This window comes from Pseudomonas sp. PDM09 (genome assembly GCF_014852305.1).
GTDB lineage: Bacteria > Pseudomonadota > Gammaproteobacteria > Pseudomonadales > Pseudomonadaceae > Aquipseudomonas.
On the sequence record NZ_JACVBI010000002.1, the window covers coordinates 566,240 to 590,789 of the forward strand.

The following is a 24,550-nucleotide window of genomic DNA, read 5'->3' on the forward strand; positions in this document are numbered from 1 at the left end:
GCGCAGCAGCGACAGAGGATCCTACTCTATGAAAGCCCCCGGACCCGGTAATCCCATCGCCATCAGCCCTCAACCCGGCTGCGTGGTGGTGAAGTTCCATGGCATTCAAGTGGCGTCATCCACTCGGGCGCTGGTCATGCATGAGGCCAATTATCCTCCGGTGTACTACATCCCCCGCGAGGACATTGCCGAACAGTATTTCGCCCGCACCGACCACACCAGCTATTGCCCATACAAGGGCGATGCCAGCTATTTCAGCCTGCAAATCCCCGGGCATGAAGGGGCCAATGCGGTATGGAGTTATGAGCATCCGAAGGTGTCAGTGGCGCAGATTGGCGGGTATGTGGCGTTTTATCCTGAAGAGGTCACTTTTGAGGTGCTTGATACCTGAGGTGCAGAAAGCATTGTGGTGAGGCGGCACTCTTTGTAGCAGCTGCCGAGCCCGCGAGGCTGCGTTCGGCTGCGAAGCAGTCGTAAATCCGGCTAGCGCGTCTGCCTGACGTACCACATTCCCTGATCTTACGACTGCTTCGCAGCCGAACGCAGCCTCGCTGGGGCTCGACAGCTGCTACAGCTGAACGAAGGCTTCGCCAGCTGCTACAGATCGCATGACGGTTTAGCTGATTGGCGAGGGCAAGTCCCTCGCCACACATAAACCTCCCGCTAGCCGTCAGTTCTTGTCCAGATCCACATTCTTGGTCTCACGCAAACAGATCATCCCCACCACCAGGCTCACCCCGGTAATCACCACCGGGTACCACAGTCCGTAGAAAATATCCCCGGTGTACACCACCAAGGCAAACGACACCGTCGGCAGGAAACCACCGAACCAGCCGTTACCAATGTGGTAGGGCAGGGACATGGACGTGTAGCGGATGCGGGTCGGGAACAGTTCGACCATCAGCGCCGCCAGCGGGCCGTAGCACATGGCGGAGATGATGATCAGCGCGACGATCAGCGCCACGATCATCGGTTTGTTGATCAGTTGGGTGTCGGCTTGTGACGGATACCCGGCCAGGGTTACTGCGCCGCGCAGGGCCGCTTCATCGTAGCCATCGATTTTCACCTCGCCGATGCTCACCTGCACGGCGCTGCCGGCCGGGGCCGCTTCGCTGTTGTAGGGCAGGCCCTGCTTGACCAGGAAGGTTTTGACCTTGTCGCACGGGCTATCAAATTTAGCCTTGCCCACCGGGTCGAACTGGAAGGTGCAGGTGGCCGGGTCGGCCAGCACGGTGATCGGTGCCTGGCGGCTGGCCTGGTCGATGGCCGGGTTGGCGTAGTGGGCCAGGGTTTTGAAGATCGGAAAGTACAGCGCGGTGGCCAGCAACAGGCCGATCATCAGCACTGGTTTGCGCCCGACCTTGTCCGACAGCCAGCCGAAAAAGATGAAGAACGGTGCGCCGATGATCACGCTGACGATCAGCAGGCTGTTGGCCAGGGCCGGGTCCATTTTCAGGAACTGGGTGAGGAAGAACAGCACATAGAACTGCGCCGCGTAGAAGGTCACTGCTTGCCCGGCGTTGATGCTGAACAGCGCAATCAGCACCACTTTGAGGTTGTCCCATTTGCCGAAGGAATCGCGCAGCGGCGACTTGCAGAGTTTGCCTTCTTCTTTCATTTTCACGAATGCAGGCGACTCATGCAGGCTCAGGCGAATCCAGGTCGAGATGCCCAGCAGCACGATCGAAAACAGAAACGGAATGCGCCAGCCCCAGACTTCGAACTGGTCGCCGGTGAAGTAGCGGCAGCCGAGCACCACCAGCAGCGACAGCAGCAAGCCGAGGGTGGCGGTGGACTGAATCCAGCTGGTGTGGAAACCGCGTTTGCCCATCGGTGCGTGTTCGGCGACGTAAGTGGCAGCGCCGCCGTACTCTCCGCCCAGTGCCAGACCCTGAAGCATACGCAGCACCACGAGGATGATCGGCGCGGCAATGCCGATGCTCGCGTAGGTCGGCAGCAAGCCGACGCAGAAGGTCGCCAGCCCCATCAGAACGATGGTCGCGAGGAACGTGTACTTGCGGCCGATCATGTCTCCCAAGCGTCCGAACACCAGCGCACCGAACGGCCGAACGATGAAGCCGGCGGCAAACGCCATCAGCGCGAAGATGAACGCCGTGGTGTCGTTGACCCCGGCGAAGAACTGTTTGCTGATGACCGCCGCGAGGGCGCCGTAGAGGAAAAAGTCATACCACTCGAACACCGTCCCCAGGGACGAGGCGAAGATGACTTTCTGGGTTTCCTGACTGGTACCGGCGCTGCGGACGGCTTCCAGGGGCTGAACATGTTCTGACATATCGGTATCCCTCACAGTGATTGTTTTTGTTGTTCCACTGGTGTTGCGTAGTCCTTGCAGCGGTATTTCAACGTCCTTAAATCTAGCGCGATTCCCTGTGGGAGCGGGCTTGCTCGCGAAAGCGGTGGGTCAGTCGACCTCTATGTTGAATGTAATGCCGCCTTCGCGAGCAAGCCCGCTCCCACAGGGGAGAGGTCTATAGGCGAAGGATTGAGGATCAACTGCGCAGCCTTCTCAGCGATCATCAACGTCGGCGAACAGGTATTGCCCGAGGTGATGCGCGGCATGATTGAAGCGTCGGCGATGCGCAGGCCGGGGATGCCGTGGACGCGCAGCTCGGCGTCGACCACCGCGTGGGTATCGTTGCCCATCCGGCAGGTGCCCACCGGGTGGAAAATCGTCGTGCCAATCCGGGCGGCGGCTTCGTGCAATTGTTCTTCGCTCTGCAAGCTGTCGCCGGGCAGGTACTCGACCGGTTTGAACGCTTGCAAGGCGGGCGCGGAGACGATGCGGCGGGTCAGGCGGATGGCATTGGCTGCCACTCGCAAGTCTTCGGGATGGCTCAGGTAGTTGGGCTGAATCAGCGGCGCTTCCCGTGGGTCGGCAGAGCGAATGTCGATTCGGCCACGGCTTTGCGGGCGCAGATCGCAAACCGACGCGGTGAACGCGGGGAAGGCGTGCAACGGTTCGCCGAAACGCTCCAGCGACAACGGTTGCACGTGGTATTCGAGGTTCGCCGAGGTCTGTTCCGGTCCCGAACGCGCGAAGGCACCAAGTTGGCTCGGGGCCATGGACAGCGGGCCGCTGCGGTCATACAGATAACGCAGGCCCATGCCCATCTTGCCCCACAGCGTGCCGGCGATCTGATTCAGGGTGCGGGCATTTTCCAGTTTGTAGATCAGCCGCAGTTGCAGGTGATCCTGCAAGTTGCCGCCCACGCCGGGCAGTTCATGGACAACGCCGATCCCCAGTTTTTGCAGCAGCGGGCGAGGGCCGATGCCGGAACGCTGGAGAATGCCCGGGGAACCGACGGAACCCGCACACAGGACAATTTCCTTGCGCGCCTTGAAGGTTTTCGCCTGGCCTTGCCAACGAGCGCTGACCGCCGAGGCACGGCCGTTTTCCAGCAGCACGCGGCCCACTTCGACGTCAGTCAACACCGTCAGATTGGAACGCTGGCGGATTGGTTTGAGAAATGCCTTGGCCGCGTTCCAGCGCACTCCGGCTTTTTGATTGACCTGGAAGTAGCCGCAGCCTTCGTTGTCGCCCTGATTGAAGTCATCGATGCTGGCGATTCCGCTTTGCTCGGCCGCCGTGCGAAACGCATCGAGGATCGGCCACGACAGCCGCTGGCGCTCGACTCGCCATTGCCCGGCGGCGCCGTGAAATTCCGAGTCGCCGGCAAAGTGGTTTTCGCTTTGCTTGAACAGTGGCAGCACGTCTTGCCAGCTCCAGCCAACATTGCCCTCGGCCGCCCAGCCGTTGTAATCGCCAGCCTGGCCGCGCATGTAGATCATGCCGTTGATCGAGGAACAGCCGCCGAGCACCTTGCCGCGCGGGTAGCTCAGGGCGCGACCTTGCAGGCCCGGTTGCGTTTCGGTCTTGAAGCACCAATCGGTGCGCGGGTTGCCGATGCAGAACAGGTAACCGACGGGAATGTGAATCCACGGGTAGTTATCGCGGCCGCCGGCTTCGAGCAGCAACACGCGATGCTGCGGGTTGGCTGACAGTCGATTGGCCAGCAAACAACCGGCCGGCCCGGCGCCGACCACGATGTAGTCGTATTCATCAAGGGAAGTCTGCATCCCTGACCTCTATTGTTGTTCTTGTTGTCGGTCATCCTAGTTGTTAGCTTTCGTTAAAAGAATGTTAGTTTTTACGCAGCTGCTGTGCGTTTTTAAACAGCGTCGTTAACGGCATAACCTCAAGGGTGGTTCATGTTCGACTGGAATGACCTGCGGTTTTTTCTCGAATTGCAGCGCAGCGGCCGCTTGCTGACCGCCGCTCGCCGTTTGAACACCACTCACGCCACCGTGGCCCGGCACATTGAAGCCATCGAAAAAAGCCTCGGCACTGCGCTGTTCGTCCAGCATGCCCAGGGCTACGAACTGACCCCGGCCGGCGAAGCGCTGCTCAAACACGCCGAAGCGATGGAAAACGTCGCGCTGCTGGCTCAGGAAGAAATCACCCAGTCATCCGCGCCGCTGGGCAAGATCCGTGTCGGAGTGACTGAGGGGTTGGGCATCATGTTCTTGGCCAGCCGCATGAACGGGCTGTTCGAACGCTATCCGGGGCTGGAAGTGGAACTGGTGGCGGTGCCACGCTTCGTCAGCATTCTCAACCGCGAAGCGGAGATCAGCATCCACCTGGAACGCCCGGCCGCCGACATGCTGGTCACCCGAAAACTCACCGATTACCGACTGGCACTCTACGCCAGCCAGGCCTATCTGGACCGTTCGCCACCGCTGCGTAGCCGCGAAGACCTCGGTCGCCATGCGTGGATCGGCTACGTCGACGACTTGCTGTTCAGCCAGGAACTGATGTTCCTCAACAGCTTCTGCCGCAACCCCCAGGTGGTCTTTCACAGCACCAGCGTCATCGCCCAGCAACAAGCCGCGCGCTCGGGCCTGGGGATCGCCGTGCTGCCGTGCTACATGGCCAGCGCCGATCCCCAACTGGTGCCGTTGTTGCCGGATGAAAGCATCCAGCGCAGTTACTGGATCAGTACGCGGCGCGAGCTGCACAAATCCGTGCGATTGCGGGTGCTGTGGGATTACGTGGTGGAGTTGTGTGAGCGTGAGCAACATCTGCTGCAAGGCTCCATTCCCCTGTAGGAGCGAGGCTTGCCCGCGAAGAACGATAACGCGGTGTGCCAGACCTTACGCCTTCGCGGGCAAGCCTCGCTCCTACAGAGGCATCCGCCGCGAGTGAGGCTGCATCTCGCTCACAGTCCATTTAAACAAGAGAAATCGCGATCGTTTAAATGAAGCTTGCCGTTACCATCCTAAGGCTACAACGTCTTGCGCCACCCCCTACACGTAAGACAGAATCCGCCAGCTTGTGCGTCTAGGGGGCCGTCGGTAACTTGATTCCCGTCACTGCCCATCAGTGATCGGGTCTGCAAGCTCGCCGGAATACCAGTCGCATAGCCCTGCCAAAGGACGCTTGTTTATGTCCTCGAAATGGCGGCTTTGTGCGGGAGATCTTCGGATCTGCCGGGTTCCTGGTTTCCCGGTCTTGCAGACCCGCACATAGCTGCCACCCATCATCTGCAAGTGATGTTGGTAGCTCCTAATGAACAATCAGGAGTTTCACCATGATTAAACCTACGCCCAATCCGCCGGACACCGATCCGATATCCCCGTACGAACCCAATTCAAACAAACTCAACGAGGCCGCCGAACGCGCCCTCGACTTCCACTTACCATCGAATGCCGACATCAAAGCCACCGCGCGTAAACCCAGCAAACTGTTTGCCGTGGCCCCAGAGGCGACTACCGAAACCCTGGCGGTTTTTTTGGTCGAGACACTGGCCTCGGTCGATGTGATGGTCCATCAGTTGGTGGATCATTTGGAGGGTGAGTCGCGTCACGCCCTGCTGGGCATTTCAAACAGCATTATGGTGGCGGAGATCACCGCGAACCGGGTGCTGGATCACATTAATACGCCTTAGAAGTGTGAGCTCCATTCCCCTGTGGGAGCGGGCTTGCTCGCGAAAGCGGTGGGTCAGGCAACATCAATGTTGACTGTACCGCCGTCTTCGCGAGCAAGCCCGCTCCCACAGGGATTGTGTTCCGCGCGCAGTCGCTCAGCCATTGGACGGCAGCTCGCGGGTGGTCCGTTGCACAGAACTGTGGTGCTGGCCATAAGGAATGGACAGCGTCGCCCGCAACCCGCCTTCCGGTAGATTGACCAAGGTAATCCGCCCACCCAGCCGCGTTGCAATGGTGCTGACGATGGTCAGTCCCAACCCCGCGCCTCCGGTATTTCCACTACTGTAAAAACGTTCGAACAACCGTGCGCGATCCGCTTCGTCGATGCCTGGCCCCTGGTCCTGGACGCTCAAGTTGTAGAACCCATCGTCCTGGCTCAGTTGCACGGTGATGACGCCATGCTCCGGCGAAAAATTCGCGGCGTTGGTGACCAGATTGTTCAGGGCGATGTCGATGGCGGCAGCGTCGGCAAGCACTTCAAAAGGCTGGTCAGCGACATCGAAGGCCAGCTCCAGGTTCTTGCTCAATAACCAGGGCGTGAGTTGGGCCAGACTGGCGCGCACCGTTTCGCTCAGGTCGATGCTTTGCTCCACCGGCACCACGGCCTTGGGTTCGAGACGGGCCATGGTCAGCAGCTGATTGACCAGGCGGCTGGTGCGGTCGACCCCGGCAATCAGAAACGCCAGGGACTCACGACGCTCCTGTTCCGTGCCGGCTTCCTGCAGGTTTTGCGCATGCACCCGCAGCACGGCCAGCGGCGTGCGTAATTCGTGAGCGGCGTCGGCGATGAAGCGCCGTTCGCGGCCAAGCACCTCTTGAATTTGTGCGAGCATGCGGTTGAGCGCTGCCTGCATCGGTTCCAGTTCGCTGGGCAACGGGGTCAGTTGCAACGGCTCCAGAGAACCGCTGTGCCGTGCCCGCAACGTTTGCGCCATATTGGCCAGGGGTTTGAGCCCCCAGCCAATAGCCAGCCAGACCATGGCCGCCAATATCAGGCTGCCCAATACATTGGGCCACAGGGTATGACGCACGATCCGGTCTACCAGGTCCGCACGCACGTCGTCCCGTTCACCGACCCAGATGCGCAGGTCATTCTGTTTGTCTTCGAGCATGAACACCCGCCAATGGCGGTTGTGCAGATCCACCACATCGCTGAAACCGGATTTCGTCGGCGGCGCCGTGAAGGAGGGCGCACTGGCGGTGTGCACCAGTACTTCGCCCTTGCGATTCCACACCTGAAAGGCAATTTTGCTTTCATAGGGATGACCATCGACTCTCGGCACCGCTTCACTCAAGGCCTTGTTGAACGCTTGATACAGTTCGGCGTGTTCATTGCTGGCCAGCGGCATGCGCATCACACCCTGCAACAGCCGGGCGTTCTGGGCCAGTTGGGCGTCGTAGACTTCGGCAATTTCGTGATTGCTGTCGTGCAGGTTGAGCACGCTGATGATCGCCAGACCCGTCAGCATCAGGCCGATGATCAGCGTCAGGGTGCGACGCCGGATCGAAGTCATCCACGCTCCTCCACCAGGTACCCGACACCGCGAATGGTGCGGATCAGGTCCGTGGAGAACTTCTTGCGCAGGTGATGGATATGCACTTCCAGAGTGTTGCTTTCGGCTTCTTCGTTCCAGCCGTAAAGCAGTTGCATCAGGTGATCGCGGGTCATGACCCGGCCCGGAGGCGAGAGCAACTCGTGGAGCAGTTGATACTCCTTGGGCGTCAGCGCCACCGGTTCGCCTTGATAGCTGACTTGCTGGGTACCGGGGTTCAGGCTGATGCCGGCGTGTTCGATCAGCACTTGAGCGCGACCGGCGCTGCGTCGCAACAAGGCCCGCAGGCGAGCCTTGAGTTCGGCCAGGTCGAAGGGCTTGATCAGGTAATCGTCGGCCCCGGCATCCAGCCCGGCGATGCGGTCTTCGGTGGCATCCCGGGCGGTGAGGATCAGTACCGGCAGGTTGGAGCCGCTTTCGCGCAAACGGTGCAACACTTGCAAACCGTCCATGCGCGGCAGGCCGAGATCGAGCACGGCCAGGTCAAACGTCTCGCTGAGCAGCGAATGCAAGGCACTGCTGCCGTCTTGCAGCCAGTCGACGGTGTAACCCTCACGGCCCAGGGCCTGATGAATGCCCTCGCCGAGGGCCACGTCATCCTCGATCAGTAATAAACGCACGCGGACTCCTGTCAGTTGAGTTTTTTGTTCACGTCCACCAGTAACGCTTCGATCTCTTTGCGGCGCCCGGCGTCGGCGCTTTCCCGGCCTGGGCGGGGGGCCGCTTGCAGGGCTTTTTGCAGTGCGTCCCTGGCTTCACCATAGCGCTTTTGACGGTAAAGGTGATCACCCCAGAAGTACAGACTGTCGATGCCGGCGGGATTCAGCTGCAAGGCCTGCTTCAACAGTTGTTCGGCCTTGTCGGCATCGCCGAAACCGATGGGCCAGCCGGGCACGCGATCATACAGCGCCGCGAGACTGGTATAGGCCGAGCCTTGCAAGGCCTTGGGATCAATAGCGAGGGCTTTTTCCAGGTCAACTTTGGCGGCCTTGACCTTGCTCAGGGCGCCGAGTCCACCCTGGGCTCCGGCCCAACTGCTGGTGACAATGCCGGACCAGATCCACGCTTCGGCCAGGGATTGGCGTTCCTGGGTGAACGCCGAGGCTTGGCTTGCGAGTTTTTCGAAGGCCGCGGTGCGCTGTTCGGCAGGCAATTCGTATTGAATGTGCGCCCAGCTTTGCTGAATGCCATTGAGGCGCTGCTGATCGGCGGCGTCCAGCGCCCAGACGCTTTGGCTCAACACCCCGAACAGCAGGCAAGTGACGATTTTTTTCATGGTTTGAAACTCTCGTTGTCGGGCTTCTGACTAAGGCGACGGATCAGCGGCAACTGCTTGCGCAAGCCACGGTCCACCAGATGCGGCAACAGACTGTTCAGGCGAACGAAAAAGCGTTCCGGCCAGCCCAGGTATAAATCGCGCCGGTCACCGGCAATGGCGTGGATGACCGCCGAGGCGACGGTTTGCGGATCGTCGACATTGGCTTTGAGCGCATCGTTCAGCGCCTGGGCCGCCGGGCTGTTCATGCTGGTGTGGGTCGCCCGGGGGGCAACGTAAAGCACGCTGATCCGGGTGTCGGCCAGCTCCCGGCGCAGGGCTTCGGAGAACCCGCGCAGGGCAAACTTGGTGGCGCAATAGCTGGCGTAACCGGGGTAGCCGATGGAGCCGTAGGTCGAGCCGACGTTCACCACCATGGCGCTCTCGGCTTGCTTGAGCAGCGGCAGCAAAAGCTTGGTCAGGCAAATCGGCGCACTGATGTTCACCGCCAGCATCGCATTGATCTCGCTGTCATCGAGCTGTTCGAGCATGGCGAAGTGATTGACCCCCGCGGCGTTGATCAGCAAGTTGATGCCGCCGATGGCTTCGGCCGCAGCCAGCACTTTGTGTCGGTCGCCGGGGACGGTCAGGTCAGCGCCGACCCAACACAGGTGCAGCGGGTAGCGTTCGAGCAAGGGCTCCAGCGTCTCCCGGTGCCGGGACACGGCCAATACCCGCGCGCCACTGGCACACAGGGCGCTGGCGATGGCCAGGCCGATACCGCCGCTGGCTCCGGTCAAAACCACACGGGCTTCATGCAGCTGCATGCAGGTTCTCCCCATCGCGGGGCAGGCCGCGGAACATGTCGGTATAGAGCGTGTAAACGACCTTCGAGGCATGAATCACCGCGGCTTGATCCGCCGGGTCTTGGAGTGTGTTCATCAGCCGGCGGTAGGTCTGCATGTGTTCGATATCCAGCGAACCGTGGGAACTCAGGTAGCTGAAGGCGGTTTCCGGCAGCGCCAGGCGCTCGCGGATGCTGCCGGCCGCGTGGGTGGCCAAGGCAATGCTGGTGCCTTCCAACACGTTGACCATGCCGAACAGGCCCACCGGGTTGTCCCGGGCAATCAGGTCGTAGAGGAAGCTGACCATCAACTCGATCGGCAGCGATGGACGACCGTCACGCACCGCCTCTTTGTCACCGCCACAGGCCGCGATGTCGTCGAGTACCCACTGTTCGTGGCCGTACTCCTCGTCGATGTACTCGCACACCGCTTTGCGTAGCCATTCCAGCCGCTGCGGCAGACGTGCGCCGCACGCCATCATCAACGGCACGGTATGGCGCACGTGGTAGTAGGCCTGGGCGAGGAAGGCGCGGTAGCTCTCCAGGCTGACCTTACCCTCAAGGGCATCGCGGATGATCGGCAGGTTGAACAACTCGTGGCGTTCCTGCTGGGTGGCTTCTTGCAGGGTGTCGAAAAAACTCATGATGCGGATTCCTCGGAAAAAATGAAGTCAGTGAGCTGCGCCCGGTAACGCTCGACGATGGCGTCGCGGCGCGGTCGGCCATTGGCCGTCAGCAAGCCATTGGCGGCGGTGAATGGTTGATCGAGACGGGTCCAGTGATGAACCTGAGCGTAATCGGGCAAGGCCTCGTTGGCCTGGGCCACGGCGGCGGCCAGCTCTTCATCGGTGCAGTCCGGCCGATGGGGCCAGAGCAGGGCGTGGTTGCTCGGCATCGCTTCGCCGTAGACGAACGCCTGAGCGATGTGACGACGCTGAGTGAGTTCGGCCTCGACCCATTCCGGATTGACGTTGCGGCCGAAACTGGTGACGAACTGATGCTTCTTGCGCCCGTTGAGGTAGAGAAAACCTTCCGGGTCGAACTCGCCGAGATCGCCGGTCGGCCACCAATCATCGCCGAAGGGCGCTTGCCCCAAATAGCCGAGCAGGGTCGAGCCCTTGACCAGCACTTCACCATCATCGGCCAGGCGAATCTCGACATGGGGCAGGGGCCGGCCAACGCTACCAGGGCGGCGCGTGCCCGGGCGGTTGAGGCACACCACCGACGAGCACTCCGACAACCCGTAACCCTCATAGACCGGAATGCCAATGCGCTGGGCGCGATGCAGTAATTCTTCGCTAACTCGCGCACCGCCGACCGCGGCAAAACGCAACGATTGGGGGTTGAATGCTTTTTGCTCGGCAGCGCTGACCAGCATAAGCAGCAACTGCGGCACCAGGATCAGACTTTCCGGTTTCCGGGTGGCCAGACAACCCAGCAGCCGCGGCACATCGACACCGCTGGCACCCTGAATGCCCAGGGTTTTCTGGCTCGGTACGCTCAAGGTCGCACCGGCATACAGCGCGGCGTAACAGCCGAGGTTTTCCAGCAGAATCGCCAGGGGCAGCAGCGCCAAGTGATGCCGTGGATCGGTGGGTTTGCTTGCCTGATCCAGCTCACGGGCCACTCGCAAAAGGCTCTCGGCGCTCAGGCATACGCCTTTGGGCGTACCGGTGGTGCCTGAGGTGAAGGTCAGTTTGGCGGTGCCTTCGGGTATCAGGTTCGGGCCGTTGAAGGGGCGACGCCAGAATTCGCCGGTCTTCTCGTAGCCGGCCGCCTGCAGTTCGGCTTCCAGTTCCGGTTCGGCAATCACCAGTGTCGCCTGGCTCTGTTCCAGGCAATGATTGCGTTGTGCCGGGCTGAAGAAGGGCGGCAACGTCAGGCAGGTCAGGCCTTCGAGCAGGACGGCCAGGTCCCAGAGCATCGCTTCGGTGCCATTGTCCAGGGCCAGCGCGACCACTTTGACGTGCTCATCGCGCAGACGCTGTTGGCGATATATGACCTCGGCGTACAGCGTGACGTAGTCCAGTTTCAACTGATCGCCCCACAAGGCGATGGCGTTGGTCTTGCGCTCGGCATGACTGCGCAGGGTCTGCTTGAACCGCTCCATTTCAGGCGACATGGCTGGACTCCTCAAGGGCCGTCGGCAACCCCAGGCGATTGAACAGACCGATGTTGCGCAAATGGATGAAACCGGCGCGGATGTTGCCGACATGCACCCATGGCTGACTCTCGTAATAACTGCCCCAGAGGTGACGGTCGTCGCCCAGCCGCGCAGGATCGGCGGCGCAGAGCGTCACCGGCTTCAAGCCCAGGCGATGAAAACTGTTCACCAGCCCGATGTTGCCGGTGAACGCCACCCATTCCAGCCCGCCCATGGCCAACAGGTAGGTGATGGCGATGATGCTCAGGCGCGCACTGCCGGTATCGCTGGCGGCGAGGTTACCGACCTCGACGATGCCGGCCCGGTCCACGGGTTGACCGGCAGCGTCGCTGATCAGCGGATCAATCGCCTCGTCCAGATAACGTTCCAGAAACAAGGGGTCGGCACCGGCCAGTCGTACGCCAGCCACCGCACACAGCGTGCCTGACGCATCACTCATGCCGAACAGCTGCGGCATGAACTGGCGGATGTCGGCGCCGTGGGCCTTTCGAAAACGCTGCTGGATAAAGGCTTCGAAGACCGGACGCTGGGGATCGTCCAGCAAGGCTCTGGCCAGACTCATCTGCGGGGTTTCGGCTTGACCGAAGTGCAGGGGCAGAGGGATGTTCCAGTCGAAATCGGGCATGGGCAAGAACGCCTCCCTGAGTAAGTTTGGGAGGAGTATCAAAGGCAATTCTTAACGGAGTCTGAAGGTGGACCTTCAGACTGTCTTAAGGCTGGACGGGCAGGGTGGCGCCGGTCGGTTCGACGAAACCGGATCCAGGCTGTACGAAATGAGTCGGCAGCCGCCACCGATCTTCAAGAGGCCCCGTATGACCCGAGATTCAGCAGTACACCGGTATGGAAAACTCTCGATCACCTTGCACTGGCTGATGCTGGCGCTGTTCATCGGCGTTTATGGTTGCATCGAGATCAAAGGATTGTTGCCCCGTGGACACGCCATGAAGGGCCTGTTTCTGGGGCTGCACGGCATATTCGGGGTGAGCATTTTTGTGCTGGTCTGGATTCGCCTACTCGGGCGCCTCACGCCCAGGCCACCGATTACCCCGGCCCCGCCCACCTGGCAGACGGGCGTCTCGCACCTCATGCACCTGGCGCTGTATGGGCTGATGATCGCTACGCCGCTATTGGCCTGGTTGATGCTGGCCGCCGGGGGCAAGCCGATGCCGTATTTCGGCTTTTTCCTGCCGGCGCCGATTGCGGTTGATCCCGATCTGGCCAAGCAACTCAAGCATTGGCATGAATGGCTCGGCAGCACTGGCTACTGGTTGATTGGTTTGCACGCAGCGGCGGGGTTGTTTCATCACTACTGGGTCCGCGACAACACACTCACGCGCATGCTGCCGGGGGGCTCTGGTGTGGGTGTCAATGAGCGTCAGCGATAATTCGGAATTGGGTGCTGGCCAAGCGTTCGCCATTTACCAGAATGTGCACCGCGTGCTGGCCGGCATAGTGCCTGCGGGTGGTCAGTTCCTTGATGTGCTGACTGCGGCTAATGGCTTCGCTGGCATTGTCGGACAGCGTGAGGGCTTTAAGTTTGAACACCTTTGCCGAGGTGCTGCCGTTGGCTTTGACATAATCGATAGCGTAATCGATCACCAATCGCTGACTGTCCGGGACCGTGGACTTCACTCTGAAAGACAGGGTGATTTTCTCACCCAGACGTATCACCGCCGGCTCAACCTTCACGTCAATGATTTCAACCTCGGGCTTGCCGCCCGCGCCAATGATTGCCAGCGCTCGCTTGTTACCCTGTTTGATCAAACTGCGCAGAGCGTGTCTGGCGATCCACGCCGTGTGTTTGTTGTCCAGCGACCAGCCCTCGATCAGCGCCAGCACCCACTCGGGATGATCCTTGGTGATGTCGTTGAGGTGGTTGGCCACGGATTTGCGCACGTAGAGGCTGTTGTCGGCCTTGAGATTGTCGAGGATCGCTGCCGCCAGTGTCGGGTCGGCCTGGACCTGTTCCAGGCGGAACGACCATGGCAGGCGCGGTCGGCTGCCTTCGCTGGCCAGGCGCCGGACGTGTTCGTTGTCATCCAGCGACCAGTCTTGCATCAGCTTGAGTGAGCGTTCGATATCGCCGCGCAGAAAGTGCCGGATGGCAAATTCCGATGAGCCGAAGGCCGTGAAATATTTGAGCGCGTCCATCGACAGATCGAACGTGTGAGCGCCGTAGGTCGCGACGTAGTGCGGCAAAAACATACTGACGAAGGCGCTGTTCAGGCGCGGGGCGAGGGCGCGCAGGACGTCGAGGGATTCTTCATAACCGAGCGGCAATACCGCGTGCAGGCATTCGCTGACGCGGGCCATGCGTTGCATGACTGACAATTCCGCCAGACCGGTTCTGGCCAGTTTCAGGAAGGCCTTGGCATCGAACCCGGGATAGACCGCAGTCATCTCGGTGGCGATGTGTGCGAGGCGTTCGGCGTTGAAGATTTCCTTCAGGGCGGGGGAGGTCTGGTCAGCCATTGTGGGTTCCTTGCCAAGTGATCGTTCCCACGCTCTGCGTGGGAATGCATCCCGTGACGCTCTGCGTCACATTTCAAGAGCGGACGCAGAGCGTCCATGGCGGCATTCCCACGCAGAGCGTGGGAACGATCCGGTTCAAACCTTACCCGCTTCCTCTTCCAGCTGATCCGACTCAAACAGTTTTGCCAATTCCGCCCGTGCTTCCTGCGCCGTTTGCATCACTTTGGCCGCATCGTCATACACCGCGTGCTGGGCCTCCAGCACCTGTTCATCGTGATGGGTAAAGCGCTTGATCCGCGCATCTGCCTGGGCCTGTGTCAGACCCAGTCCGACCAAGGTCCGCCGGGTCATTTCCAGGCTGGAATAATAGGTTTCCCGCACCGCCTGCGCTCCGACATCCACCAACCGGTGCACATGCTGACGGTTACGGGCGCGGGCGATGATTTTGATGTGCGGATAGAGCTTGTGCACCACCTCGGCCGTCTTGATGTTGGTGTCGGGATCATCGGTGGCGATCACGAAGAACTCCGCTTGCTCGACCTTGGCCGCGCTGAGGATTTCCGGGCGCATCGGGTCGCCATAGAACACCGGCACGCCGCCGAAGCTGCGGGACAATTCGATGGTTTCCACCGATGTGTCGAGGGCGATGAACTTGATGTTCTGCGCCCGCAGAATCCGCGCCACGATCTGCCCCATACGGCCCATGCCGGCGATGACCACGCGGGGCGTGTCGGCGTCGATTTCACGGAATTTTTCCGGCACCACCACGGGTTGAACCTTGGGGCTGACCAGTCGGGCGCACAACAGCAACAACAGCGGCGTCACGGCCATGGACAAGGTAATCGTCAGCACCAGCAAATCGTACAGGCGTGGCTCGAACAGCCCCTGATCACGGCCGATCTTGAACACCACAAATGCGAACTCACCACCGGCCGCCAGCACGATGCCGAGGCGAATCGCACTGACCTTGCCCAAACCTCCGGCCAGTCGACCGACAACAAACAGCAGCGGCAACTTGATGGCGATCAGCAACAGGGTCAGCCCCAGCACCACGACTGGCGCGCTCAGCAGCAGACTCAAATTGGCGCCCATGCCGACGCTGATAAAAAACAGCCCCAGCAGCAGTCCCTTGAACGGTTCGATCTGCGCTTCCAGCTCGTGACGGTATTCAGAATCCGCCAGCAGCAAACCGGCGAGGAACGCGCCGAGTGCCATGGACACGCCGACCAGGTCCATCAACCACGCCGTACCAATCACCACCAGCAATGCGGTGGCCGTGGAGACTTCCGGCAGACCGGTCTTGGCCACCACCCGGAACACCGGTCGCAGCAAGTACCTTCCGCCAATCACCACCACCGCGATACTGCCCAGCACCCGCAAGCCATGGTTCAAATCTTCGGCGGCACTGGTGGTGTGATCGCCGCCGGCCAGCAGCGGCACCATCGCAATCAGCGGGATCGCGGCGATGTCCTGGAATAGCAAGATCGCGAACGCCAACCGCCCATGGGGGCTGGTCAGCTCCTTGCGCTCGGCCAGGCTTTGCAAACCAAATGCAGTAGACGACAACGCCAGGCCCAGGCCCAACACGATGGCACTGTTCAGCGATTGGCCGAACACGAACAACGCCAGCACACCAATCACCGAACCGGTCAGCAGCACCTGCGCCAGGCCCACGCCGAACACCGATTTGCGCATCACCCACAAACGTCGCGGCGACAGCTCAAGGCCGATGATGAACAGCAACAACACCACCCCGAGTTCAGAGATGTGGCTGACGCTTTGCGGGTTGCCGATCAAGCCCAGCACCGACGGCCCGATGATCACCCCGGCAAACAGATAACCCAACACCGCCCCCAATTGCAGGCGCTTGGCCAAGGGGACGGTGAGCACCGCCGCAAATAAAAAGACGACAGCGGCTTGCAACAGGTTGCCTTCGTGGGGCATGGCGAAACTCCTGGGTGGGGCAGGCGAGAGCGGCGCTCGCCCGATTTTCAGCGGGGCGTCAGGATAAAGGCTGGCGTCCATTCAGTCAGCAACGAGGTTATTGATCGAACTCCACGGCTCAGTGGGGCCATTGTTCGAGCAGAATCGAAACGAACTTCTCCGCCGCCGGCGATAGCGATGCGCCTCGACGGTACACCAGGCCGAGTGTCCGGTTCACGACGGGGTCAGTCAGCGGGATGCTCACCAGTGTCGGGTGATCCGCCGCCGGCATCGCGAGACTCGGCATGGCGGAAACCCCAAGCCCGGCTTCGACCATGCCCAGCGAGGTGGACAAATGCTGCACTTCATAAAACCACTGCGGACGCCAGCTCAGGCCCGACAGAGCGTGGTCCAGCAACATGCGGTTGCCGCTCAGGCGCCCGACGCCGATCAACCGGTAATCGCTCAGTTCTGACCAGGTCACGGACGTCCGCTGGGCCAGTTCATGGTCACGACGGCACGCCAGGACGAAGGGTTCGTTGACCAGTGAAACGAATTCGATGTCCGGGTGCTGGCCGCTCATCATGTTGATGCCGAAGTCGGCTTCCCCCCGCAACACTGCTTCGAGCCCTTCATTGGCGCTGAGGTCGAGCAAGCGGATGCGGATTTTCGGATAGCGCTCGTTATAAAGACGAATCACCGACGGCAGGAAGTAAAACGCAGCGGTTGGAATGCAGGCCAGGGTCACCTGACCGATTTGCCGTTCGGCCAATTCACGGATGTTCAGGATCGAATCGTCGAAGTCATCCAGTAATCGACGAGCCTTGGGCAGGAAGTCGCGACCGACGCTGGTCAGGCTGACCTTGCGCGTGGTGCGATCGAGCAACGTAGTCCCTAAACCCTCTTCAAGTTTTTTTATCCGCCGGCTCAAGGCTGGTTGCGACAGATGCAGTGCATCGGCAGCTTCGTGAAAACTCCCCAGTTCGGCGATTTTCACGAAAGATCGGATGTCCTGAAGCTCATATTCCATGTTTTATCTCGTCGGGAAAGGGCGTTGAACTGCGTTCTGAACGTTAAAACTTTCTTTTGTGAAACGCAATAATTGCTCCGATCTTTGCATTGGAAACACAATTACTTCCCTGTCACTCTTGTTTGCAAGACATCAATTACCCCGATTGATTAACAAGAGTTAGTGGCCATGCAACGAATTCCTTGTGTGCTGATGCGCGGTGGTACCTCAAAAGGACCGGTATTTCTCGCCTGGGATCTGCCGGTTTCGGTTGAAGAGCGTGATGAGTTGTTGCTCTCGGTGATGGGCTCCGGTCACGAACTGGAGATCGACGGCATCGGCGGCGGTAGCCCGCAGACCAGCAAGGTCGCCATCGTCAGCCCTTCGTTACATCCCGATGCCGATGTTGATTACTTGTTCGTTCAGGTCATGGTGTCCCAGCGTCGGGTGGATACCGCCCCGAACTGCGGCAACATGCTCTGCGCGGTCGGGCCGTTTGCCATCGAGCAAGGCCTGGTCAAGGCGGTCGGTGAGCTAACCCGCGTGCGGATTCGCAATCTCAACACCGGCACCTTCGTTACCTCTGACGTGCAGACACCAAACGGCAAAGTCAGCTATGAAGGTGACACCGCCATCGATGGCGTGCCAGGCAGCGCGGCACCGGTTCAACTGACATTCCTTGACGCAGCGGGCAGCAAGACTGGCAAGCTGTTTCCAACCGGCAGCACCCAGGACTGGTTCGACGACATTCCGGTGACCTGCATCGACATGGCCATGCCGATGCTGATCATCGAGGCGCGTCACTTGGGCAAACGCGGCGATGAAACTCCGGCCGAGCTGGACGCCGACAAAGACTTTATGCGCCGTCTCGAAGCTCTGCGGTTGCGGGCCGGCATGGCCATGGGGCTGGGCGACGTCAGCGACAAGGTCATCCCCAAGCCTGTGCTGGTTGCACCGGCCAAGGCCGGTGGCACGTTGCAGGTTCGCTACTTCATGCCGCATAACTGCCACCGTGCGCTGGCCATTACCGGTTCCATCGGTCTGGCCACGGCATGCGTCAGCGAAGGCAGTGTGGTTGCGCAGATGCTCGGTAATACCGGTGGGACGCGTCTGCAACAGGTGCGGATCGAGCACCCGAGCGGCGGCATCGATGTCGTATTGTCCTACACCGGTGAGAACGGTGAGACAATCCGCGCCTCCGTTGTTCGTACCGCGCGAAGGCTGTTTTCCGGCTTTGTGTATGCCCCGGTTTCCCAACGGCTCGCAGGGTAGTCTTCTCGCGCAGTCACTGTCGTTTGCATCAGAACAATTCTAAAAATGGGTGATGCCATGAAAGTTGTTAAATCGCTCTACTTCCAGATCCTCTGCGCTGTGCTGCTGGGCGTCGTGGTCGGGCACTTCTGGGCTCAGCAGGCCATTGCCCTCAAGCCGTTGGGTGATGCCTTCATCAAGCTGATCAAAATGATGATTGCGCCGGTCGTGTTTTGCACCATCGTCACCGGCATCGCCGGGATGAACGACAAACGCTCCCTTGGCCGTTTGCTGAGCAAGACCATGCTGCTGTTTCTCGGGCTGACGGTGATCAGCCTGTTCATAGGCCTGGTCGCGGTCTACGTGTTCAAGCCGGGCGTGGGCATGAACATCGATCCGAGCCATTTGAGTACGGCGGGCCTGTCTCAATACACCGAGTCTGCGGCGAAGCTTGGGGTGGTCGAGTTTTTCATGCACATCATCCCTGACACCTTTATAGGTGCGTTCAGTAAAGGTGAAGTGCTGCCGGTGCTGTTTATCGCGGTGCTGTGCGGTTTCGCCCTGTCTTCCCTGGGCGACCGTGGCAAGCCAGTGCTCGATGTACTGGAAGCGGCATCGCAGATGGTCTTCAAGATTTTTTCCTACCTGATGCGTTTTGCGCCGATCGGTGCCTTCGGCGCACTGGCGTTCACCGTCGGACAGTACGGCATCACCTCGCTGGGTTCGCTGGCAAAGTTGATCATGACCTTGTACGTCGCCTGCGCCTTTTTCGTCTTTGTGGTATTGGGGAGCATTTGTCGCGCCCACGGCTTCAGCCTGTGGAAGCTGCTGCGTTACCTGCGCGAAGAGTTCCTGGTGGTGTTGGGAACGTCCTCCACTGAGCCGGTCATGCCACGTATGCTGGAGAAGCTTCAGGCATTGGGATGCAGCAAAGGTGTGGTCGGGCTGGTGCTGCCGACGGGGTACTCGTTCAACCTCGATGGCACGGCGATCTACCTGTCTCTGGCGGCAATTTTCATTGCCCAGGCCTGCAACATTGATCTGACCATGACCCAAACCTTGACCATGCTGGCGATCATGTTGCTGTCGTCCAAGGGTGCGGCGGGGGTGACTGGCAGCGGTTTCGTGGCGCTGGCTTCCACGCTCACGGTGATCCATGACATTCCGCTGGCTGGTCTGGCGCTATTGATCGGGATCGACCGTTTCATGTCTGAAGCTCGGGCCTTGACCAGTCTGGCCAGTAACGCCGTGGCGACTGTGGTGATCTCTATCTCGGAGAACGCCTGCGACCGTCAGGTCCTGCTCGATACCCTGGACGGTAAAAAACCGGCTGTCCCGGATGGCGATCAAACCTGGGACCGCGTCGGAACCACCACGCACATTTAGTACTGCGTAAGCGCTGCAAAAACTAATCTTTTTACTACCTGCTGCCGGGCGTCGCTGATCGCGTCGCCTGGCGGGCTCGGAGTCGTTCGCCTGCGCGTCGGCCACACAATCCATAACAACAAGAGAGTTGCCTTATGCTTGCCTTACTCGGCTTGGCCATGGTGGTTGTGTTCACCTTTCTGATCATGACCAAACGTCTGTCACCGATCGTTGCGTTGACCGTTGTTCCAATCGTCTTTGCGGTTATCGGCGGTTTTGGTGGGACTACCGGCAAAATGATGCTTGATGGCCTGAAAATGGTCGCACCGTCGGCGGCGCTGCTGCTGTTCGCGATTCTGTTTTTCGGTTTGATGATCGACTCGGGGCTGTTCGATCCGCTGATCCGCAAGATTCTCAAGCGGGTCAACGGCGACCCGATGAAAATCGCGGTCGGCACTGCGCTGCTGTCGCTGACTGTCGCCCTGGACGGTGACGGCACGACCACTTACATGATCACCTGCGCGGCGATGCTGCCGTTGTACAAGCGCATCGGCATGAACCCGATGATTCTGGCGACCATCGCCATGCTGTCACTGAGCATCATGAGCGGCATGACCCCTTGGGGTGGCCCGGCGACCCGGGCGATTGCCGCGCTGGGGCTGGATGCCGGGGCGTACTTCATTCCGTTGTTGCCGACCATGGTCGGTGGCGCCGCGTGGGTGGTGTTCACCGCGTTCCTGCTGGGCCGCACCGAGCGTAAACGCATCGGCAATACCCAACTGCAGAGCGGTGGCGGTGATTGCTACATCAAAGCGATTCTTGAGGATACGCCGCACAAGCGCCCGAAACTTGCCTATGTCAACCTGTTGCTGGTGACTGCGGTGATGGTCGCGCTGGTGATGGGGATCATGCATTCCGCGATCCTGTTTCTGATCGGTTTCGTGCTGGCGCTGATGATCAACTACCCGCAGCTGGACATTCAGAAGGAGCGCATTCTCGCCCACTCCGGTAACGCCATGACCGTGGTGCTGCTGGTATTCGCGGCTGGTATTTTCGCCGGGATTTTCTCCGGTACCAAAATGGTCGACGCCCTGGCGCAAACCCTGGTGGACTGGATTCCACCGTCTTGGGGGCACCTGTTCCCGCTGGTGGTGGCGATCACCAGCATGCCGTTGACATTCGTGCTGTCCAACGATGCTTATTACTTCGGTGTGGTGCCGATCCTTGCCAACGCGGCGGCGGCCTATGGGATCGATCCGGTGGAAATCGCCCGAGCGTCGATTCTTGGCCAACCAGTGCACCTGATGAGCCCGCTGGTGGCCTCGACCCTGTTGCTGGTGGGGATGGTCGACCGCGACATCGGCGACTTCCAGCGCGCCACCGTCAAATGGGCGGTGCTCACCTCTCTGGTGCTCACCGCGCTGGCTCTGCTGACCGGTGCCTTGACGCTGTTCTCCTGATTCACCCCTGACTCGCCGCTGATAGAACTCCACGCTCCCGATGACGGGTGCGCGGCCACGTGCATCCTTAAAACAACAATATGAGTAGTTCGACATGATCCATTTTCTGACTCGCGGGGCTTTTCTTCCTCTTCTGGGCGTGTTGCCGATGGCCACTGCCGGTGCGAGTGATTTCATCGACGACAGCAAGTTGAAGCTGCAACTGCGCAACGTCTATTTCAACGAAAACTTTCGCGATGAACATGGCTTGAGTGCGCGTTCGGCCAGAACTGCCAAAAGTGAGCGCACCGAGTGGGCCCAGGGTTTCCTGCTGGATTTCCAGTCGGGGTTCACCCCCGGCACTATCGGTTTCGGGGTCGACGCATTGGGCCTGCTGGGTGTCAAACTCGATTCCGGGCGTGGCCGCAGTGGCACCGGTCTGTTGCCGGTACACGATGACGGTCGCGCCGCCGATGAGTTCGCCAGTGCCGGGGCTGCGGCCAAGGTCAAACTGGCCAAGACCACCCTCAAATACGGCACCCTGCTGCCCAAAACTCCGGTGCTGATCTATAACGATGCGCGCTTGCTGCCGCAAACCTATGAGGGAGGACAAGTCAGCAGCACCGACATAGAAAACCTGACCCTGACTGGCGGTCATCTGGACCGATTCAAGCTGCGCGATTCCACCGACAGCGTGTCGATTGTTCCTGACGGATACTCAGGCGACAAAGGTGGCGATTTCACCTACGCCGGCGGTGATTACAAACTCGGCAAGAACACCCGTCTGAGTTACTTCTATGGTGAACTGGAAAATTTCTATCGCCAGAACTTTGCCGGCCTCCAGCACGATCTGCCATTGGGTCCCGGGGTGTTGACCGGCGACTTGCGCTATTTCAACAGCAATGACGCGGGCCGTGCCTACGCCTCGAAAATCGATAACGACATGCTCAGCGGTCAGCTGTCCTACGCGGTGGCGGGGCACACCTTTGGTGGCGGTTATCAACAACTCAGCGGTGACGCCGGGCTGCCGTACATCAGCGGTGCGACGGTGTACTCGTTCAGCAACGTCGGCATCGGCAAGTTCATCGAAGAGGACGAGAAGACCTGGATGCTCAGTTACGGTTACGACTTTGCACCGGTGGGCGTGCCCGGGCTGACGTTCATGACCCGTTATCTCAAAGGCAACGACGGCAAGTCCGACACCAACATCAAAGAGTCCGAACGCGACACGGAACTGGCCTATGTGGTCCAGAGCGGCACGTTCAAGGGTGTTGGCGTAAAGCTGCGCAACTATGTCTACCGTTCGGACTTCGCGCGTGGACGTGACAGCAATCGGATTTACTTCACCTACGACATTGCTCTCTGGTAGGGCGCCGTGGCGCCTGCGTCAGACCCGGCTTACCGTCTGCTCGCCCAACCGATACTGATTATTTTATTCCCACTGCGTTTAGCCCGAACCGTGGGAGGAGGTGGCGGGTATATTAGTTCACGGCCACTGCCCGATACAGAGCGAAACGGTTGCCAATAGTCCGCATTTCTGGGAAAACGGCGCCCATGAAGCTTGTTCGGGCAAGCGCACACTAGAGTGAATGTAATGAATGATGAATTGCAGGTAATCGACCTTGAAGTGGGCGACGGCAAAGCCGCTGTCAAAGGCGCGCTGATCACTACTCAATATCGGGGTTGGCTGGAAGACGGCACTGAATTCGATTCTTCCTACAGCCGAGGCAAACCTTTTCAGTGTGTGATTGGCACGGGACGGGTGATCAAGGGCTGGGACCAGGGAATCATGGGCATGCAGGTCGGCGGTAAACGCAAATTGCTGGTGCCGGCGCATCTGGCCTATGGCGAGCGGACGATGGGCGCGATTACACCGAATTCGAATCTGATTTTCGAGATTGAATTGCTGGAAGTGCTGACGCGGGATGATTGATGGCTGTGTGAGCTGTGGCGAGGGGGCTTACCCCCGTTGGGTTGCGCAGCGACCCCAGTCCGGTTATCGCGGTTTTTCAGGCATGACCGCATGCACCGATTTTACGACTGCTGCGCAGCCGAGCGGGAGCAAGCTCCCTCGCCACAGTTCAGTGCCTGGTTCACGGTTATTGTCCCTTTGCTAAATGGCAAGTCAGGTGAATACCTCAATATCATCAAGGGTGTCCGCCACAGTCCCTTCCAGGGAGGGGAATTTTTCCTTCACCTTTTCAAGGGCCGGGAGTACAGCACCCAAGTCCAGATCACCCTGTCTGCGGGCTATGTGACCGAGCGCGGTGACCGCAGCTGCAGCAACCGATTCAGACTCACTCTCGAGGTACCTCAGGCAGGTTCTCTGAGCCCAGGTATTGTCTTGCTCATTCAACCCGATAGAAACCAGTGCGGCGATAACGTTGGTTTCGACGTCGCTAGCTAGAAGCGTTGTCGCTTCCTCGTGGCTCATTGTTGGATCTTGGTAAAGAAAGCTCACATTTTTACTCCCCTCTGTGGCGAGGGAGCTTGCTCCCGTTGGGCTGCGCAGCGGCCCTAAAACCCGTGAATGCGGTGTGTCAGGTAATCTCCGCTCGCCAGTTTTGCGACTGCTGCGCACCCGAGCGGGAGTAAGCTCCCTCGCCACAGACCATCGGCTATTGCTGCGGATCGATGTTATCCAACGCCCGGTTCACGGCCAGTTCGCCCAGCATGATGACCTGCTGAATCCCCAACATTGTGTTGCGATGTGGGTCTTCCAGAAGGGTTGCGAAATCACTGATCATGACACTGGCTGATGCCAGTGATTCGCAGGCATTGGCCAGCAAGCTTTCGGTATCCATGTCGGGTGCGACGACAAACATTGTGCTGGGTTTGCGTGGGGGCTTGGGCGAAACCGATTCGGCTTCTGATTCAGGAGGGTTTGGAGTGTGTTTGAACATTGCTTGTTAGTCCTTAAGTGATGCTGACACCACCTTGCGACTAAACGAGAGGGTGGCAGCTGTACGCAGGTTAGTCGACCGGGGACACAAGCAATTACCGGCGCGCCCGAAGGCGCCCTGCGTACAGCTGCCATTGAGCGCAGGCGTAGGTACGCCCGACTGAATGGAGTGCATGCTGCTTGTGAAGACTACCGAGCGACTAAACCCGATCACTGACCATTCAGTGACGGGAATCAAGTTACCGACGGCCCCCAAGGCGCACAAGCCGGCGGATTCTGGCGTAGTTGTAGGCAATGACGCAAGGTGCTGTAGCCTGTTGCGCACGCCTCAAGTGATGCTTCGTTTGTCATGCCGTCTTCGCGAGCA

General features: G+C 59.9%; 23 protein-coding genes. 9 read left to right on the forward strand and 14 right to left on the reverse strand.

Annotation, left to right across the window (positions count from 1 at the left end; translation table 11 throughout):
• Positions 1–28: 28 nt before the first annotated feature.
• The gene (locus IB250_RS07285; protein ID WP_007907061.1) at positions 29–391 is read left to right on the forward strand and encodes a DUF427 domain-containing protein; all 363 of its coding nucleotides are present in this window, start codon (positions 29–31) and stop codon (positions 389–391) included.
• Between the two features lie 279 nt (positions 392–670).
• On the opposite strand, the gene IB250_RS07290 is transcribed toward IB250_RS07285, so the two are convergent.
• Both IB250_RS07290 and IB250_RS07295 read right to left on the reverse strand, forming a co-directional pair.
• Positions 671–2,293: an MFS transporter gene (locus tag IB250_RS07290; protein WP_192343583.1), complete on the reverse strand. Its 1,623-nt coding sequence runs from the start codon at positions 2,291–2,293 to the stop codon at positions 671–673.
• A gap of 140 nt (positions 2,294–2,433) precedes the next feature.
• Positions 2,434–4,098: a GMC family oxidoreductase gene (locus tag IB250_RS07295; RefSeq protein ID WP_192343584.1), complete on the reverse strand. Its 1,665-nt coding sequence runs from the start codon at positions 4,096–4,098 to the stop codon at positions 2,434–2,436.
• Between the two features lie 132 nt (positions 4,099–4,230).
• Here IB250_RS07295 and IB250_RS07300 point away from each other — a divergent pair, with 132 nt between their 5' ends.
• Together IB250_RS07300 and IB250_RS07305 are read left to right on the forward strand one after the other, a co-directional pair.
• Positions 4,231–5,127 (forward strand): LysR family transcriptional regulator, encoded by an 897-nt coding sequence (locus IB250_RS07300; RefSeq protein ID WP_007895089.1) that lies wholly within the window; start codon positions 4,231–4,233, stop codon positions 5,125–5,127.
• A gap of 482 nt (positions 5,128–5,609) precedes the next feature.
• Positions 5,610–5,966, forward strand: coding sequence for a DUF6124 family protein (locus tag IB250_RS07305; protein ID WP_192343585.1), 357 nt, complete (start codon positions 5,610–5,612; stop codon positions 5,964–5,966).
• 135 nt (positions 5,967–6,101) lie between these two features.
• Here IB250_RS07305 and IB250_RS07310 read toward each other — a convergent pair whose 3' ends face one another.
• Genes IB250_RS07310 through IB250_RS07340 form a run of 7 tightly spaced genes read right to left on the reverse strand, consistent with a single transcriptional unit; the run spans position 6,102 to position 12,447 of the window.
• Positions 6,102–7,520 (reverse strand): ATP-binding protein, encoded by a 1,419-nt coding sequence (locus IB250_RS07310; RefSeq protein ID WP_192343586.1) that lies wholly within the window; start codon positions 7,518–7,520, stop codon positions 6,102–6,104.
• Positions 7,517–8,179 carry a response regulator gene (locus tag IB250_RS07315; protein WP_192343587.1) on the reverse strand — a complete coding sequence of 221 codons (663 nt, stop codon included), beginning with the start codon at positions 8,177–8,179 and terminating at the stop codon, positions 7,517–7,519. The genes IB250_RS07310 and IB250_RS07315 overlap by 4 nt, the downstream gene beginning before the upstream one ends.
• 11 nt (positions 8,180–8,190) lie before the next feature.
• Positions 8,191–8,835: a tetratricopeptide repeat protein gene (locus IB250_RS07320; protein WP_192343588.1), complete on the reverse strand. Its 645-nt coding sequence runs from the start codon at positions 8,833–8,835 to the stop codon at positions 8,191–8,193.
• Positions 8,832–9,641, reverse strand: a complete 810-nt coding sequence (locus tag IB250_RS07325; RefSeq protein WP_192343589.1) for an SDR family oxidoreductase — start codon at positions 9,639–9,641, stop codon at positions 8,832–8,834. Before IB250_RS07325 ends, IB250_RS07320 begins: the two co-directional genes overlap by 4 nt.
• A complete protein-coding gene (locus IB250_RS07330; protein WP_063343388.1) occupies positions 9,628–10,302 on the reverse strand; it encodes a TenA family transcriptional regulator in 675 nt (224 codons plus the stop codon). Before IB250_RS07330 ends, IB250_RS07325 begins: the two co-directional genes overlap by 14 nt.
• Positions 10,299–11,780, reverse strand: a complete 1,482-nt coding sequence (locus tag IB250_RS07335; RefSeq protein WP_192343590.1) for an AMP-binding protein — start codon at positions 11,778–11,780, stop codon at positions 10,299–10,301. The genes IB250_RS07330 and IB250_RS07335 overlap by 4 nt, the downstream gene beginning before the upstream one ends.
• A complete protein-coding gene (locus IB250_RS07340) occupies positions 11,770–12,447 on the reverse strand; it encodes a thermostable hemolysin (protein ID WP_192343591.1) in 678 nt (225 codons plus the stop codon). Before IB250_RS07340 ends, IB250_RS07335 begins: the two co-directional genes overlap by 11 nt.
• Positions 12,448–12,634: 187 nt before the next feature.
• Between IB250_RS07340 and IB250_RS07345 the strand changes: the two genes are divergently transcribed.
• A complete protein-coding gene (locus IB250_RS07345; RefSeq protein ID WP_192343592.1) occupies positions 12,635–13,207 on the forward strand; it encodes a cytochrome b in 573 nt (190 codons plus the stop codon).
• Here IB250_RS07345 and IB250_RS07350 read toward each other — a convergent pair.
• From IB250_RS07350 to IB250_RS07360, 3 genes are all read right to left on the reverse strand, one after another.
• The gene (locus IB250_RS07350) at positions 13,188–14,294 is read right to left on the reverse strand and encodes a DNA alkylation repair protein (protein ID WP_192343593.1); all 1,107 of its coding nucleotides are present in this window, start codon (positions 14,292–14,294) and stop codon (positions 13,188–13,190) included. The two genes, IB250_RS07345 and IB250_RS07350, sit on opposite strands and share 20 nt — an antisense overlap.
• A gap of 135 nt (positions 14,295–14,429) precedes the next feature.
• Positions 14,430–16,238, reverse strand: a complete 1,809-nt coding sequence (locus IB250_RS07355) for a monovalent cation:proton antiporter-2 (CPA2) family protein (RefSeq protein ID WP_008071329.1) — start codon at positions 16,236–16,238, stop codon at positions 14,430–14,432.
• A 118-nt stretch (positions 16,239–16,356) separates the two neighbouring features.
• Positions 16,357–17,247 (reverse strand): LysR family transcriptional regulator, encoded by an 891-nt coding sequence (locus IB250_RS07360; protein WP_007895093.1) that lies wholly within the window; start codon positions 17,245–17,247, stop codon positions 16,357–16,359.
• Positions 17,248–17,415: 168 nt separating this feature from the next.
• Here IB250_RS07360 and IB250_RS07365 point away from each other — a divergent pair, with 168 nt between their 5' ends.
• The 5 genes from IB250_RS07365 to IB250_RS07385 all read left to right on the forward strand — a co-directional run bounded on the left by IB250_RS07365 (position 17,416) and on the right by IB250_RS07385 (position 23,214).
• Positions 17,416–18,498, forward strand: a complete 1,083-nt coding sequence (locus tag IB250_RS07365; RefSeq protein WP_123495274.1) for a 4-oxalomesaconate tautomerase — start codon at positions 17,416–17,418, stop codon at positions 18,496–18,498.
• Positions 18,499–18,543: 45 nt separating this feature from the next.
• Positions 18,544–19,863, forward strand: a complete 1,320-nt coding sequence (locus IB250_RS07370; protein WP_192343594.1) for a dicarboxylate/amino acid:cation symporter — start codon at positions 18,544–18,546, stop codon at positions 19,861–19,863.
• Positions 19,864–19,997: 134 nt separating this feature from the next.
• On the forward strand, positions 19,998–21,302 hold the full coding sequence (locus tag IB250_RS07375) for a CitMHS family transporter (protein WP_008071325.1): 1,305 nt from the start codon (positions 19,998–20,000) through the stop codon (positions 21,300–21,302).
• A 94-nt stretch (positions 21,303–21,396) separates the two neighbouring features.
• The gene (locus IB250_RS07380; protein ID WP_192343595.1) at positions 21,397–22,650 is read left to right on the forward strand and encodes an OprD family porin; all 1,254 of its coding nucleotides are present in this window, start codon (positions 21,397–21,399) and stop codon (positions 22,648–22,650) included.
• Positions 22,651–22,875: 225 nt separating this feature from the next.
• Positions 22,876–23,214: an FKBP-type peptidyl-prolyl cis-trans isomerase gene (locus IB250_RS07385; protein ID WP_007895103.1), complete on the forward strand. Its 339-nt coding sequence runs from the start codon at positions 22,876–22,878 to the stop codon at positions 23,212–23,214.
• Positions 23,215–23,406: 192 nt separating this feature from the next.
• On the opposite strand, the gene IB250_RS07390 is transcribed toward IB250_RS07385, so the two are convergent.
• Positions 23,407–23,742 carry a hypothetical protein gene (locus IB250_RS07390; RefSeq protein WP_318652635.1) on the reverse strand — a complete coding sequence of 112 codons (336 nt, stop codon included), beginning with the start codon at positions 23,740–23,742 and terminating at the stop codon, positions 23,407–23,409.
• 157 nt (positions 23,743–23,899) lie between these two features.
• Positions 23,900–24,184 carry a DUF6124 family protein gene (locus IB250_RS07395; RefSeq protein WP_192343596.1) on the reverse strand — a complete coding sequence of 95 codons (285 nt, stop codon included), beginning with the start codon at positions 24,182–24,184 and terminating at the stop codon, positions 23,900–23,902.
• Between the last annotated feature and the right edge of the window lie 366 nt (positions 24,185–24,550).